Source organism: Pseudomonas reactans (genome assembly GCF_013387025.1).
In the GTDB taxonomy this organism is placed as follows: Bacteria; Pseudomonadota; Gammaproteobacteria; order Pseudomonadales; family Pseudomonadaceae; genus Aquipseudomonas; species Aquipseudomonas reactans.
In genome coordinates this window covers 589,640-603,111 of sequence record NZ_JACAQP010000006.1, presented here as the reverse complement: position 1 = coordinate 603,111, position 13,472 = coordinate 589,640, and the positions used below count along the sequence as shown (strand labels likewise).

Here is a 13,472-nt window from a genome sequence, read left to right as displayed (position 1 = left end):
TGAAGCAACCTACTGCCGAAACCTACATAACTCATTGTTTACCAAGGAGTTTTCCGTTTCGACTGCGCCGGAAGTGGGGCGAATTATAGACATCCAGAATCTGCCGTCAATGCCTTTCTTCATATTTCTGTCATATAAGTCAGAAAAGTCCCAAAAACGCGAAAGCCGGCCCCAAGGGGGCCGGCTTTCAGCTTGCCTTAAGACAAGCTGGGGAACGCAAACTGCGACGCTTCATGGCTGGCGCGCTGCGGCCAGCGCTGGGTAATCGCTTTGCGACGAGTATAGAAACGCACCCCATCCGGCCCATACGCATGCAGGTCACCAAACAGAGAACGCTTCCAACCACCAAAGCTGTGATACGCCACCGGTACCGGCAGAGGAACGTTCACGCCGACCATGCCCACTTCAATCTCGTCACAGAACAGACGCGCCGCTTCACCATCACGGGTAAAGATACAGGTGCCGTTGCCATATTCGTGATCGTTGATCAGTTGCATCGCCGCTTCCAGGCTATTCACCCGGACCACGCACAGCACTGGCCCAAAGATCTCTTCCTTATAGATGCGCATCTCTGGCATCACACGGTCGAACAGGCTGCCACCAAGGAAGAAACCCTCTTCATGCCCGGCAACACTCAAGCCACGACCATCAACCACCAACTTGGCACCCGCTGCCACACCGTCCTCTATATAACCACTGACTTTGTCACGGGCCTGTCCTGTCACCAGCGGCCCCATATCCAGGCCGCAGGACGTGCCCGCGCCGATCTTCAGCGCCTTGACCTGAGGCACCAGCTTGGCAATCAACGCATCCGCCACTTGGTCACCCACGCACACGGCGACCGAGATGGCCATGCAGCGCTCACCGCAAGAACCGTACGCCGCCCCCATTAAGGCACTGACGGCGTTATCCAAGTCCGCATCCGGCATCAGCACCGCATGGTTCTTCGCACCACCCAGTGCCTGCACGCGCTTGCCACGCTTGGTCGCTTCGGAATAGATGTACTCGGCAATCGGCGTCGAGCCCACGAAGCTCAGCGCCTTCACTTCCGGCGCCTCGATCAGCGCATCCACCGCGCCCTTGTCGCCATGCACCACGCTCAACACGCCTTTGGGCAGACCGGCTTCCTGCAGCAGTTGCGCGATCAACAGCGTCGAGCTCGGATCACGCTCCGATGGTTTCAGGATGAAACAGTTACCGCAGACAATCGCCAGCGGATACATCCACAACGGCACCATCGCCGGGAAGTTGAACGGTGTAATGCCAGCGACTACGCCCAGTGGTTGGAAATCCGACCAGGCATCAATATTCGGTCCTACGTTACGGCTGTACTCGCCCTTCAGAATTTCCGGCGCAGAGCACGCGTACTCGACGTTTTCGATCCCTCGCTTCAGTTCACCCGCGGCATCTTCCAAGGTCTTGCCATGCTCTTCACTGATCAACTGCGAGATACGCGCTTCGTTCTGCTCCAGCAATTGCTTGAAACGAAACATCACTTGGGCACGCTTGGCCGCTGGAGTATTACGCCAGGCCGGGAACGCCGCCTTGGCCGAGTCGATTGCCTGTTGAATGGTTTCACGGCTGGCCAACGGCACTTGGTGGATCACCTGGCCGGTGGACGGGTTATACACGTCGGCACTGCGACCGCTGTCGTTGACCAACTCACCGTTGATCAAATGCTGGATAAGGCTCATGCAGGGCTCCTGAAAAGTTGTTCTATATAGAAGGAGAAATCAGTCGATCTTGTTCAGCACTTCGCCGACCGCATCGAACAGGCGATCCAGGTCCTGCGGCTTGCTGTTGAAGGTTGGCCCGAACTGCAAAGTGTCACCGCCAAAGCGCACGTAGAAACCGGCTTTCCACAAAGCCATACCGGCCTCGAATGGACGCACGATTGCATCGCCGTCACGCGGAGCAATCTGGATCGCACCGGCCAGGCCATAGTTGCGAATGTCGATCACGTTCTTGCTGCCCTTCAGGCCATGCAGCGCATTCTCAAAGTGCGGTGCGACTTCGGCGACGCTCTGCACCAGGTTTTCCTTCTGCAACAGGTCCAGTGCCGCCAGGCCAGCCGCGCAGGCGACCGGGTGCGCCGAATAGGTGTAACCGTGCGGGAATTCCACCGCGTACTCCGGCGTCGCCTGATTCATGAAGGTCTGATAGATCTCGCTGCTGGCAATCACCGCGCCCATCGGGATCGCGCCGTTGGTGACTTGCTTGGCGATGCACATCAGGTCCGGGGTCACGCCGAAACTGTCGGCACCGAACATCGAGCCGGTACGACCGAAGCCGGTGATCACTTCGTCAAACACCAGCAGGATGTTGTGCTGGTCGCAGATCTCACGCAGACGCTTGAGGTAACCCTGTGGCGGCACCAGCACGCCCGCAGAACCTGCCATTGGCTCGACAAAGACAGCAGCGATGTTCGATGCGTCATGCAGCTCGATCAGCTTGAGCAGCTCATCGGCCAGCGCGATACCGCCCTGCTCCGGCATGCCACGGGAGAAGGCATTGCTTGCCAGCAAGGTGTGCGGCAGATGGTCAACGTCCATCATCGCCTGACCAAAGATCTTACGGTTGCCGTTCACACCACCCAGGCTGGTACCGGCGATGTTCACCCCGTGATAACCGCGAGCGCGACCAATCATTTTGGTCTTGGTCGCCTGGCCTTTCAGGCGCCAGTAGGCCCGCACCATCTTCACCGCCGTATCGGCGCACTCGGAGCCGGAGTCGGTGAAAAACACATGGTTCAGGTTGCCAGGGGTCAGGTCAGTGATCTTTTCCGCCAGTTGGAAGGACAGCGGATGACCGTATTGGAAGCCCGGCGAGTAGTCCAGAGTGCCCAGTTGCTTGGCCACCGCTTCCTGGATTTCCTTACGGGTATGCCCGGCACCACAGGTCCACAGGCCCGACAATGAGTCGTACACCTTGCGTCCCTTGTCATCGGTCAACCAGCTACCTTCGGCCGCCACGATCAGGCGTGGGTCACGCTGGAAGTTACGGTTGGCGGTGTAAGGCATCCAGTGCGCGTCCAGCTTCAATTGGCTGGCCAGGGACGATGGGGCGTTTTCAGGCATGTTCATCAGCAAAACCTCGCAGGGCAAAAGGCAGCGTCGGGATTGAAAAGCGTTGTTGCAGCTAAATTGCCACGGCGATAAAGTCGGTGAAATTCAACTCTTCTAACCTTCAGTCAGGCCTTCACTAAACTATGAGCAGCCGTCGACCCGATCCCCTGGCCCAAGTCAGCGACTTCGATATCCGCCTGTTGCGCATCTTTCGCAGCGTGGTCGAATGCGGCGGCTTCTCTGCGGCGGAAACCGTGCTGGGCATCGGGCGCTCGGCGATCAGCCAGCAAATGAGCGATCTCGAACAACGCCTCGGATTAAGACTGTGCCAACGCGGCCGCGCCGGTTTCTCGCTGACTGAAGAGGGTCGTGAGGTCTACCAGTCCGCACTGCAGCTATTAAGTGCCCTGGAAAGCTTTCGCACCGAGGTCAACGGCTTGCACCAGCACTTGCGCGGCGAGTTGATCATCGGCCTCACCGACAACCTCGTCACCCTGCCCCACATGCGCATCACCCACGCGCTCGCCCAGTTGAAGGAGCGCGGCCCGGATGTACAGATCCAGATCCGCATGATCGCCCCCAACGAAGTCGAGCAAGGCGTACTCGACGGCCGCCTGCATGTAGGCGTGGTGCCTCAGGCCAGCGCGCTGTCGGGGTTGGAATACCAGCCATTGTACAGTGAGCGTTCACTGCTCTACTGCGCCGTTGGCCACCCGCTGTTTTACGCCGACAACAAGCAGTTGGACGACGCACGCATCGATGCCCAAGACGCGATCGCCCCGACCTTCCGCCTGCCCGCCGAGATCCAGGCCCATTACCAGGCCCTCAACTGCACCGCAAGCGCTTCGGACCGCGAAGGCATGGCCTTCCTGATTCTCACCGGCCGCTATATCGGCTACCTGCCCGACCATTACGCCAGCCTGTGGGTACAACAAGGCCGACTGCGTGCGCTGAAACCGACTACACGTTTTTACGATTTAAGCCTCGCATCGGTCACCCGCAAAGGCCGACGCCCCCATTTGGTGCTGGAAAGTTTCCTGGAAAGTCTCGCGGCAACCCGCTAACTCGGCCTCGCCGCTAAAAGCTGAGCAGTTGGACAGCTTTTTGCAATAACCCAAGGACATAGACCTTGAGTTTGCCCGCCATGCCACCAGAAGCGTCCAACAGCAGCGACCTGATCTACGGCCTCAACGACCGCCCAAAACCCGCCCCGGCTTTTCTCGCCGCACTGCAACATGTGCTCGCGGCATTTGTCGGTATCATCACACCGCCGCTGATCATCGGCTCCACCCTGGGCCTCACTGCCCATTTGCCCTACCTGATCAGCATGGCGTTGATGGTCTCCGGTGTAGGCACCTTCATTCAGGCGCGTAGGCCATTTGGAATCGGCGCCGGGATGATCTGCCTGCAAGGCACCAGCTTTGCCTTCCTCGGTGCAGTGCTATCAGCCGGATTCTTGGTGAAACAACGCGGCGGCAGCCCGGAAGACATCATGGCGATGATCTTCGGCGTGTGCTTTTTCGGCGCTGTGGTGCAGATTGTGCTGAGTCGGTTTATCGGACAATTGCGCCGAGTCATCACGCCTCTGGTGACTGGGATTGTCATCACCCTGATCGGCATCAGCTTGATCAAGGTCGGTATCACTGACCTCGGCGGCGGCTTCAACGCCCCCGACTTCGGCGCACCCACCAACCTGGCACTGGGTGTGTTCGTCGTTTTGACGATCATTCTGCTCAACCGCTCCAACACACCGTGGGTACGCCTCTCGGCCATCATCATCGGCTTGGCCCTCGGCAGCCTGGCCGCTTGGTTCAGCGGCAAGCTCGTGCCGCAAGCCCTGCCCGACCTCCCTCTGGTCAGCCTGCCGATTCCGTTTCGCTTCGGTTTCAACTTCGACTGGAGCGCTTTCCTGCCGATTGCGCTGATTTATCTGATCAGCAGTATCGAAACCGTCGGCGACCTCACCGCCAACTGCATGATCGCCCGCCAGCCCATCAGCGGCCCTTCCTATATAAGCCGGCTTAAAGGTGGCGTACTCGGCGATGGCGTGAGCTGCATGATCGCGGCCACGTTCAGCGCTTTCCCCAACACTACCTTTGCGCAGAACAACGGCGTGATCCAACTTACCGGCGTGGCCAGCCGTTACGTCGGCTTATATATAGGCGTGGTGCTGTTTTGCCTCGGCTTGTTTCCATTGATTGGCGCGGTATTGCAACAAATTCCCAAACCGGTGTTGGGCGGCGCCACCCTGGTGATGTTCGGCAGCGTGGCCGCCGCCGGCGTGCGCATCCTCGCCCAGGCACCGTTGGACCGACGCAGCATGCTGATCATCGCCACCTCGTTTGGCGTCGGCCTGGGCGTCGCCGCGCAACCGAACCTGCTGCACCTGATGCCGACGCTGGTACAGAACCTGTTCGACTCCGCTATCACCAGCGGCGGGCTGACCGCCATTTTGCTGTGCCTGTTATTACCCGAAGCCAAAGCAAACGAGGCTGCCGCAAACCACGTTTCGGAAAGCGACACACTGGAACCGCTTTGACGGTTTTATTGCATCAGGACTTGTCTGAGGCTTGAGGGTGGGTTATCTGTGCACACGTCGTCTCTATCGATCAGCACGGAAACCTCCATGAGCCTCGAAGTTCCTGCCCACAGCAACCACGCCGGTAAACCCGCCAGCCGCATCCGGCAAAAGAACGAACAAGCCATTCTGCAGGCTGCTGAAGATGAGTTCGCACGCCATGGCTACAAAGGCACCAGCATGAACACCATTGCTGCCAGTGCCGGGTTGCCCAAGGCCAACTTGCATTACTACTTCACCAATAAGCTGGGCCTGTACATTGCGGTGCTCAGCAACATCCTCGAACTGTGGGACAGCACCTTCAACACGCTGACCGCCGAAGATGACCCGGCCGTGGCGCTCACTCGCTACATTCGCACCAAGATGGAGTTTTCGCGCCGCCAACCCCAGGCCTCGCGGATTTTCGCGATGGAAATCATCAGCGGCGGCGAATGCCTGACCGAATATTTCAGCCAGGACTACCGCGCCTGGTTCAGTGGCCGTGCGGCAGTGTTCCAGGCCTGGATCGACGCCGGCAAGATGGACCCGATCGACCCCGTGCACCTGATCTTCCTGCTGTGGGGCAGCACCCAGCACTACGCCGACTTTGCCACCCAGATCTGTCGCGTCACCGGTCGAACCAAGCTGACCAAGCAAGACATGGAAGACGCCGGCACCAACCTGATCCACATCATTCTCAAAGGCTGTGGCGTCAAGCCGGCCCTATAAACGAAGCGACTTATGCCTTTCACGCTCACCGGTCTTTGCGAGTTTCACGAAGAAATCCGCAAAAGCCGCTTTATCACCCTCGCCGCCCCCATCACGAGTCCGCAAGACGCCCAGGCGTTTTTCGCGCAGCACAGCGACTTGAACGCCACGCACAACTGCTGGGCCTGGAAGCTCGCGGATCAATACCGCAGCAATGATGATGGCGAACCCGGAGGTACCGCTGGCCGACCGATCCTGGCGGCCATCGAAGCACAAGGTTTCGATCAGGTCGCGGTGCTGGTCATCCGCTGGTACGGCGGCATTCAGTTGGGCACCGGTGGCCTCGCCCGCGCGTACGGCGGCGGCGCGAACAAATGCCTGCAAACCGCCGAACGCATTGAGCTCATCAGCCGCGTGCCGTTGAGCTGCGCATGCAGTTTCTCGGAATTGAACCTGGTGAAACTGCGCGTCGCCGAACTGGGCGGACTGGTAGTAGAAGAATCTTTCACCGCCAACGGCGTCGAGCTACAACTCGCTTTGGGCGAAGCCCATATCGATAACCTGCAAATTCAACTCGCCGACCTTAGCCGTGGGCGTATCCTGCTACAACGTTGAACACCCTGAACCGCGACTCTTAAAGGAAGCTTTTCATGTCTACGCCAAAAACCGCATTGATCATCGGCGCCTCGCGCGGGCTGGGCCTTGGCCTGGTCAAGCAACTGTTGCGGGACGGTTGGGACGTGACCGCCACCGTGCGTGATCCGAGCAAGGCCGATGCCCTGAAAGCCGTGGGCCCAGTACAGATCGAGAAACTCGACATGGACGACCAGCAAGCCGTGATCGCCCTGAGCCAACGCCTGAAGGAACGTACCTTCGACCTGCTGTTCGTCAACGCCGGCGTCAAAGGCCCTGCCAACCAGGAGCCGGGCCACGCCACGCTGGCAGAGGTCGGCCAACTGTTCTTCACCAACGCCGTGGCGCCGATCAACCTGGCCCAGCGCTTTGTCGGGCAGATCCGCAAGGACAGCGGCGTATTGGCGTTCATGAGTTCAGTACTGGGCAGCGTGACCATCCCCGACGGCTCCGACCTGGCGTTGTACAAAGCCAGCAAGGCGGCACTCAACTCCATGACCAACAGCTTCATCACCCAGTTGGGCGACCATAAGTTGACCGTGCTGTCACTGCACCCAGGCTGGGTGAAGACCGACATGGGCGGTGAAAACGCACACATCGACGTCGACACCAGCGTGCGCGGCCTGGTGGACCAGGTGAACGCCTACACCGGCAAAGGCGGCCATCATTTCATTGATTACAAAGGCGACACCATCGCCTGGTAAATTAGCCCCTGTGGGAGCGGGCTTGCCCGCGAAAAACGCCAAGGCACCGCGTTAATCCAGAAAGCTCGCGTTATTGTTGACGTTTTTCGCGAGCAAGCTCGCTCCTACAGAGGTAGACTCATCACCTCGCCCTCACCGGCGACCCTGGATCAGCAGACAGGGCAACACTGAGCTGGCAAACCTGAACCCATCATTCAGAGGAGCCGGCCAATGCCTGCGACCCGTATCTGGTTAAAAAACCCCCTCGCGATTTTCACCGCCAATGGCCTCGACGCCCGTGGCGGCCTGGTGCTGCAAGACGGTGTGATCAGCGAAGTGCTGGCCCAAGGCCAAGAACCCGTGCAGCCCTGCGCCCAAGTGTTCGATGCGCGTGAGCATGTGGTCTTGCCGGGGCTGATCAACACTCACCACCACTTTTATCAAACCCTGACTCGCGCCTGGGCGCCGGTGGTCAATCAGCCATTGTTTCCCTGGTTGAAAACCCTGTACCCGGTCTGGGCACGACTCACCCCGGAAAAGCTCGCTCTGGCCAGCAAAGTCGCATTGGCCGAATTGCTGCTCTCGGGCTGCACCACAGCGGCGGACCACCACTACTTGTTCCCTGACGGCCTGGAAAACGCCATCGACGTACAAGTGGAAAGCGTCCGCGAGTTGGGCATGCGCGCCATGCTCACCCGTGGTTCCATGAGTTTGGGTGAAGCCGACGGCGGCCTGCCACCGCAACAGACGGTGCAGCAGGGCCAAGTCATCCTTGAAGACAGTCAGCGTCTGATCCGCGAATACCACCAGCGTGGTGACGGCGCGCAAATCCAGATCGCCCTGGCGCCCTGCTCACCGTTTTCCGTCACCCCGGAAATCATGGAAGCCAGCGCCGAACTGGCCAACCGCCTGGATGTACGCCTGCACACCCACCTGGCCGAAACCCTCGACGAAGAAGATTTCTGCCTGCAGCGCTTCGGCCTGCGCACCGTGGACTACCTCGACAGCGTCGGCTGGCTCGGCCCACGTACCTGGCTGGCTCATGGCATTCACTTCAACCCGGATGAAATTGCGCGCCTGGGCGCTGCAGGCACCGGCATCTGCCATTGCCCAAGCTCGAACATGCGCCTGGCGTCCGGCATCTGCCCGACCCTGGACCTGCTTGCGGCCGGCGCGCCTATCGGCCTGGGTGTGGACGGTTCCGCGTCCAACGACGCGTCGAATATGATCCTTGAAGCGCGCCAGGCTTTGTACATCCAGCGTCTGCGTTACGGCGCGGAAAAGATCACCCCAGAAGGCGTGCTGGGCTGGGCAACCAAAGGATCGGCGCAGTTACTGGGCCGTACGGATATTGGTGAATTGGCCGTCGGAAAACAGGCCGACCTGGCGCTGTTCAAGCTCGATGAGTTGCGCTTCTCCGGCAGCCACGATCCGATCTCGGCGCTGTTGTTGTGCGGCGCCGACCGTGCGGACCGGGTGATGATTGCAGGCAAATGGCGCGTGATCGACGGCCAGGTCGAAGGCCTGGACCTAAAAGGCTTGATCGCCGATCACAGCCAGGCGGCACGCCAACTGATCGCCGGAACCTAAGCCCTACACAAATCAAAATGTGGGAGCGGGCTTGCCCGCGAAGGCGGCGGGTCAGTGAATGCATGTGCTGGCTGACACACCGCTTTCGCGAGCAAGCCCGCTCCCACAGTGGATCTGCGGCGGCTACAAACCCAGCAGCGACAACATGATAAAGGTCGCAAACAACACAAAATGGGTCATCCCTTCGATGGCGTTGGTTTCGCCATCGTTGAGGTTTATCGCGCTGACGATCAGCGTGATAAATACCATCACCGTTTGTACCGGCGTCATCGCCATCTGGAACGGCTGGCCGGTGTAGAGCGCCATCGCCTCCATCACCGGCACCGTCAGGATCACCGTCGACAGCGAAGCACCCAACGCAATGTTGACCACCGACTGCATGCGGTTGGCCAACGCGGCACGCAACGCCGTCAGGATTTCCGGCGCTGCCGAAATGGCCGCGACCACAATCGCCGTAATCACCGGCGGCGCCCCCGTGCCTTCCAGGCCAAGGTCCAGGGTCTTGGACATCACCTCGGCCAGCGCACCGATCACAATCACCCCAAACACCAGGGTGCCGATAGAGAACGCCAGGTTGACCGGCGGCGCCTGCTCGTCTTCCGGCAACTTCTTGCGGCGTTTTTCCGGGTAGCTGTAGCTGAAGAAGTAGCTGTGCGGCCCCACCTGCATGCGCAGGAACAGGGTGTACAACACCACCATCGCGCCAATGGTGAAGGCCGAGTAGATTTTCCAGTCGGCTTCGGGGATGAATTCCGGCACCACCATCGACACGCCCATGGCGGTGAGAATCATCACGCTGTAGGTGCGGGCCGAATCATCGTTGTAGGACTGCTCGCCATGCTTGATGCCGCCCATCAACGCGGCCAGGCCGAGGATGCCGTTGATATCGAGCATCACCGCCGAATAAATGGTGTCACGCACCAGGGTGGGCGACGGCTCGTTGCTCATCATGATCGCCAGGATCACCACTTCCACCAGCACGGCGGCGAGGGTGAGGATCATGGTGCCATAGGGGTCGCCGACCTTTTCCGCGAGTTGCTCGGCATGGTGGGCCACGCGCATCGACGCCACCACGATAAAGCCGATCAGCACCACGCCGGCCAGCAACGCCGTGATCTGCCCGCTGTGCAGCATCCAGTGCTCCAACGGGTAGGCGGCGATGGCGGCAATCAGCGCCAGCAGCATGAATTTTTCTTGCTTGAAGGATGTGAGCATTCCGGGCCTTTTAGTGCAGCAAATCAGTCATTGATGGGGTACAGACTGCGTCACGCCGCTAACGTTTCGTTACACCTTAGTTCACGCGGCTCTTGCGCGAATGCAACGAAAACAATCCTGCTGGTCAGGTTTTGCCGATTATTTCGGCCATGGCCTGTAGAATGCCGCCATTGCACCTGATGAGAATTTAGAAAATGTACGATTGGCTCAACGCCCTGCCCAAGGCTGAACTACACCTGCACCTGGAAGGCTCGCTGGAGCCTGAGCTGCTGTTCGCCCTGGCCGAGCGCAACAAGATTGCGCTGCCATGGAACGACGTCGAAACCCTGCGCAAGGCCTACGCCTTCAACAACCTGCAAGAGTTTCTCGACCTGTACTACAAGGGCGCCGATGTGCTGCGCACCTCCCAGGACTTCTACGACCTGACCTGGGCCTACCTGCTGCGTTGCAAAGAGCAGAACGTGATTCACACCGAACCCTTCTTCGATCCGCAGACCCACACCGACCGTGGCATCCCGTTCGAAGTGGTGCTCAACGGCATCGCCGCCGCATTGAAAGATGGCGAGCAACAACTGGGTATCACCAGCGGCTTGATCCTCAGCTTCCTGCGCCACCTGAGCGAAGCTGAAGCCGAGAAAACCCTGGACCAAGCTCTGCCATTCCGCGACGCGTTCGTGGCCGTGGGCCTGGACAGTTCGGAAATGGGTCACCCACCGAGCAAGTTCCAGCGCGTGTTCGACCGTGCCCGCCACGAAGGTTTCCTCACCGTGGCCCACGCCGGCGAAGAAGGCCCGCCCGAGTACATCTGGGAAGCCATCGACCTGCTGAAAATCCAGCGCATCGACCATGGCGTGCGCGCCATCGAAGACGAGCGCCTGATGCAGCGCATCATCGACGAGCAGATCCCGCTGACCGTGTGCCCGTTGTCCAACACCAAGCTGTGCGTGTTCGATGACATGGCCCAGCACAACATCCTCGACATGCTTGAGCGTGGCGTGAAGGTGACGGTGAACTCGGATGACCCGGCCTACTTCGGCGGTTATGTCACCGAAAACTTCCACGCGCTGTATACCTCGCTGGGCATGACCCAGGACCAGGCCAAACGCCTGGCGCAGAACAGCTTGGATGCGCGGCTTGTAAAGCCATAACGGTGTAAAGAACAATTGGCCAGGTCAGGCAGACCTGGCCAATCGAGTGATTTCCCTATGCCCTACGGCGTTGACCCGTAACGCCTGGGACTCATTGATCACGCTGATCCAGTTCGACTGCAGAAAGAGTTGCAACAACCCCGCACCCAACGCCCCCCCCAAATGAGGTTGGTGCTGGCTCCAGTCGAAACAATTACACACCAGCGGCGACGCCAGGGCTTGGGTAAAAATCCCAAGGCTTGCCAGGCGCTGTGCGCCCTTGACCGTGATATCGGCACGCTGCTCATAGCGTTCTATCCAACCCGCCTCCAGCAGATGCTGGTACAACTGGGCGCCCAATTCCCCACCGAGGTGGCCATGGCACAACCGCGCATGGCGTAACAACGCTGGAGCGACCAACGCCGGCGGCAGAGACTCCGGCGCCCGGCGTGCGGCGCACGCCATGGTGGTCCTGGCCAAGGCGTCAATGGCGGCACTGACATCAGGCGCCGCGACACGGAACAAACGCTTGCCGCGCCTGGCTTCCACTTGCAGCACACCACTTGCCGTCAGTCGCGCCAAATGCGCGTTGGCGGAGGTCGGTGACAACCCGGCAAGCGCCGCCAACTCGACGGGTGACTTGGCCGAGCCATCCATCAAGGCCCACAGCATGGCAGTACGTTTGGGCTCGGCGAGCAAGCTGGCGATCTGACTGATGCAAGGTGCAGCTTCCATCTTTTCACTCCCTGTCGATTTATTTTTCTGCTGAGGTAGGTACCAAAGTATAGGGGCGCAAACCACCGGTTCCATGGCGTCTGACAGCGTAGAGAGGGACAGGATCTGAGTGAAATTTCCGGCTTTGATGGAGTCCTTTACGTGGTGCCGGATCGCTCTGGCAATTGGGCGGTCAATGTCGCACAGCGAGACACGAGCATTTCCCGCAACAGGTTGATGGGTTTGCTCAATTGCGCGCGGTGCGCGCACAGCAGATTGAGCGGTGTACGCTCGCCGCGCAGCTCCGGCAGGATAAGGCGCAAGCGCCCGGCCAGTACGTCGGTACTCACATCCAGCCATGACTTGTAGGCAATGCCCACCCCCGCCACCGCCCAGCGCCGGACCACATCGGCATCGTCACTGAAGCGGTCGCCGGTGACGGTCAGGCTGATTTCGCGTTTACCGTCGTGAAAGCTCCAGTGGTCGTGGACCCGGCTGCCGAGCATGTACAGCAGACAATTGTGCTGGGCCAACTGCTCCAGGTGCCGAGGCTCGCCATAACGTGCGAGATAGCTGGGAGAGGCACACAGCACACGCACATTGTCTGGGGCAATGGGCAGCGCAATCAGGCTGGAGTCTTCAGGCTCACCATAACGCAAGGCGATATCCACTGGCTGGCGGAACAGATCGGCAATCCGGTCGCCGAGCAATAGCCGCACGGTGAGTTGTGGGTAGTCACGCTGGAACTCATCCAACCACGGCAATAACTGATTGCGCCCGAAATCCGACGGGGCCGACAACTGCAGCACACCACTGACATGATCCTGCCCACTGGCCAATAAGCGTCGCCCCTCATCCAGCGAACTTAAGGCAGCACGGGCATATTCCAGGAAGCCCTCACCTTCGGCGGTCAGGCGCAGGCTGCGAGTCGAGCGCGCCAGCAAACGCGTACCCAATTGCTGTTCGATGCGCTTGAGCGCCGCACTCGCCACCGCGGGCGACAGGTCCATCACCCGTGCCGCAGCCGACAGGCTACCCAAGTCTGCCGCCCGCACAAACAACTGCAAATCATCAAAACGCAGCATGCTCTTCCGCTCATTATCAAAGTTTTGTTGAAACAGACTGCAGTTTTAGCGGGTTTTATCTGCGCGGGAAATAGCCAATCATCTGTGCATCCCGT

At 59.7% G+C, this 13,472-nt stretch carries 12 protein-coding genes; 7 read left to right on the top strand and 5 right to left on the bottom strand.

Annotation, left to right across the window (positions count from 1 at the left end; all coding sequences use genetic code 11):
* Window positions 1-197 precede the first annotated feature (197 nt).
* Entirely contained in the window at window positions 198-1,694 is a 1,497-nt protein-coding gene (locus HX793_RS09085; protein WP_177051408.1) for a CoA-acylating methylmalonate-semialdehyde dehydrogenase, read from the bottom strand.
* Window positions 1,695-1,733: 39 nt separating this feature from the next.
* On the bottom strand, window positions 1,734-3,083 hold the full coding sequence (aptA, locus tag HX793_RS09080) for an omega-aminotransferase AptA (RefSeq protein WP_016977052.1): 1,350 nt from the start codon (window positions 3,081-3,083) through the stop codon (window positions 1,734-1,736).
* Between the two features lie 125 nt (window positions 3,084-3,208).
* Between aptA and HX793_RS09075 the strand changes: the two genes are divergently transcribed.
* The 6 genes from HX793_RS09075 to HX793_RS09050 all read left to right on the top strand — a co-directional run bounded on the left by HX793_RS09075 (window position 3,209) and on the right by HX793_RS09050 (window position 9,236).
* Complete coding sequence (locus HX793_RS09075; protein WP_016977051.1) at window positions 3,209-4,129, top strand: LysR family transcriptional regulator; 921 nt, start codon at window positions 3,209-3,211, stop codon at window positions 4,127-4,129.
* Window positions 4,130-4,209: 80 nt separating this feature from the next.
* Window positions 4,210-5,604 carry a uracil-xanthine permease family protein gene (locus tag HX793_RS09070; protein WP_016977050.1) on the top strand — a complete coding sequence of 465 codons (1,395 nt, stop codon included), beginning with the start codon at window positions 4,210-4,212 and terminating at the stop codon, window positions 5,602-5,604.
* Between the two features lie 87 nt (window positions 5,605-5,691).
* On the top strand, window positions 5,692-6,351 hold the full coding sequence (locus HX793_RS09065) for a TetR/AcrR family transcriptional regulator (protein WP_016977049.1): 660 nt from the start codon (window positions 5,692-5,694) through the stop codon (window positions 6,349-6,351).
* Window positions 6,352-6,363: 12 nt separating this feature from the next.
* Window positions 6,364-6,945 (top strand): IMPACT family protein, encoded by a 582-nt coding sequence (locus HX793_RS09060; protein WP_177051410.1) that lies wholly within the window; start codon window positions 6,364-6,366, stop codon window positions 6,943-6,945.
* Between the two features lie 35 nt (window positions 6,946-6,980).
* The gene (locus HX793_RS09055; RefSeq protein ID WP_177060657.1) at window positions 6,981-7,667 is read left to right on the top strand and encodes an SDR family oxidoreductase; all 687 of its coding nucleotides are present in this window, start codon (window positions 6,981-6,983) and stop codon (window positions 7,665-7,667) included.
* Window positions 7,668-7,877: 210 nt separating this feature from the next.
* The gene (locus HX793_RS09050; protein WP_177060658.1) at window positions 7,878-9,236 is read left to right on the top strand and encodes an 8-oxoguanine deaminase; all 1,359 of its coding nucleotides are present in this window, start codon (window positions 7,878-7,880) and stop codon (window positions 9,234-9,236) included.
* Window positions 9,237-9,359: 123 nt separating this feature from the next.
* Here the strand turns inward: HX793_RS09050 and HX793_RS09045 are convergent, their stop codons facing one another.
* Window positions 9,360-10,451 carry a calcium:cation antiporter gene (locus HX793_RS09045; RefSeq protein ID WP_177051414.1) on the bottom strand — a complete coding sequence of 364 codons (1,092 nt, stop codon included), beginning with the start codon at window positions 10,449-10,451 and terminating at the stop codon, window positions 9,360-9,362.
* Between the two features lie 194 nt (window positions 10,452-10,645).
* On the opposite strand from HX793_RS09045, the gene HX793_RS09040 reads away from it, so the two are divergent.
* On the top strand, window positions 10,646-11,599 hold the full coding sequence (locus HX793_RS09040) for an adenosine deaminase (RefSeq protein WP_012722045.1): 954 nt from the start codon (window positions 10,646-10,648) through the stop codon (window positions 11,597-11,599).
* Window positions 11,600-11,623: 24 nt separating this feature from the next.
* Here the strand turns inward: HX793_RS09040 and HX793_RS09035 are convergent, their stop codons facing one another.
* Both HX793_RS09035 and vimR read right to left on the bottom strand, forming a co-directional pair.
* Window positions 11,624-12,313 (bottom strand): ArsR/SmtB family transcription factor, encoded by a 690-nt coding sequence (locus HX793_RS09035; protein WP_016977043.1) that lies wholly within the window; start codon window positions 12,311-12,313, stop codon window positions 11,624-11,626.
* Between the two features lie 137 nt (window positions 12,314-12,450).
* Entirely contained in the window at window positions 12,451-13,377 is a 927-nt protein-coding gene (vimR, locus tag HX793_RS09030; protein ID WP_016977042.1) for a transcription regulator VimR, read from the bottom strand.
* Between the last annotated feature and the right edge of the window lie 95 nt (window positions 13,378-13,472).

Bases quoted from the DNA above. Each gene is read 5' to 3' on its own strand.
- HX793_RS09085 (WP_177051408.1), bottom strand. From the start codon at position 1,694: ATGAGCCTTATCCAGCATTTGATCAACGGTGAGTTGGTCAACGACAGC.
- aptA (WP_016977052.1), bottom strand. From the start codon at position 3,083: ATGAACATGCCTGAAAACGCCCCATCGTCCCTGGCCAGCCAATTGAAG.
- HX793_RS09075 (WP_016977051.1), top strand. From the start codon at position 3,209: ATGAGCAGCCGTCGACCCGATCCCCTGGCCCAAGTCAGCGACTTCGAT.
- HX793_RS09070 (WP_016977050.1), top strand. From the start codon at position 4,210: ATGCCACCAGAAGCGTCCAACAGCAGCGACCTGATCTACGGCCTCAAC.
- HX793_RS09065 (WP_016977049.1), top strand. From the start codon at position 5,692: ATGAGCCTCGAAGTTCCTGCCCACAGCAACCACGCCGGTAAACCCGCC.
- HX793_RS09060 (WP_177051410.1), top strand. From the start codon at position 6,364: ATGCCTTTCACGCTCACCGGTCTTTGCGAGTTTCACGAAGAAATCCGC.
- HX793_RS09055 (WP_177060657.1), top strand. From the start codon at position 6,981: ATGTCTACGCCAAAAACCGCATTGATCATCGGCGCCTCGCGCGGGCTG.
- HX793_RS09050 (WP_177060658.1), top strand. From the start codon at position 7,878: ATGCCTGCGACCCGTATCTGGTTAAAAAACCCCCTCGCGATTTTCACC.
- HX793_RS09045 (WP_177051414.1), bottom strand. From the start codon at position 10,451: ATGCTCACATCCTTCAAGCAAGAAAAATTCATGCTGCTGGCGCTGATT.
- HX793_RS09040 (WP_012722045.1), top strand. From the start codon at position 10,646: ATGTACGATTGGCTCAACGCCCTGCCCAAGGCTGAACTACACCTGCAC.
- HX793_RS09035 (WP_016977043.1), bottom strand. From the start codon at position 12,313: ATGGAAGCTGCACCTTGCATCAGTCAGATCGCCAGCTTGCTCGCCGAG.
- vimR (WP_016977042.1), bottom strand. From the start codon at position 13,377: ATGCTGCGTTTTGATGATTTGCAGTTGTTTGTGCGGGCGGCAGACTTG.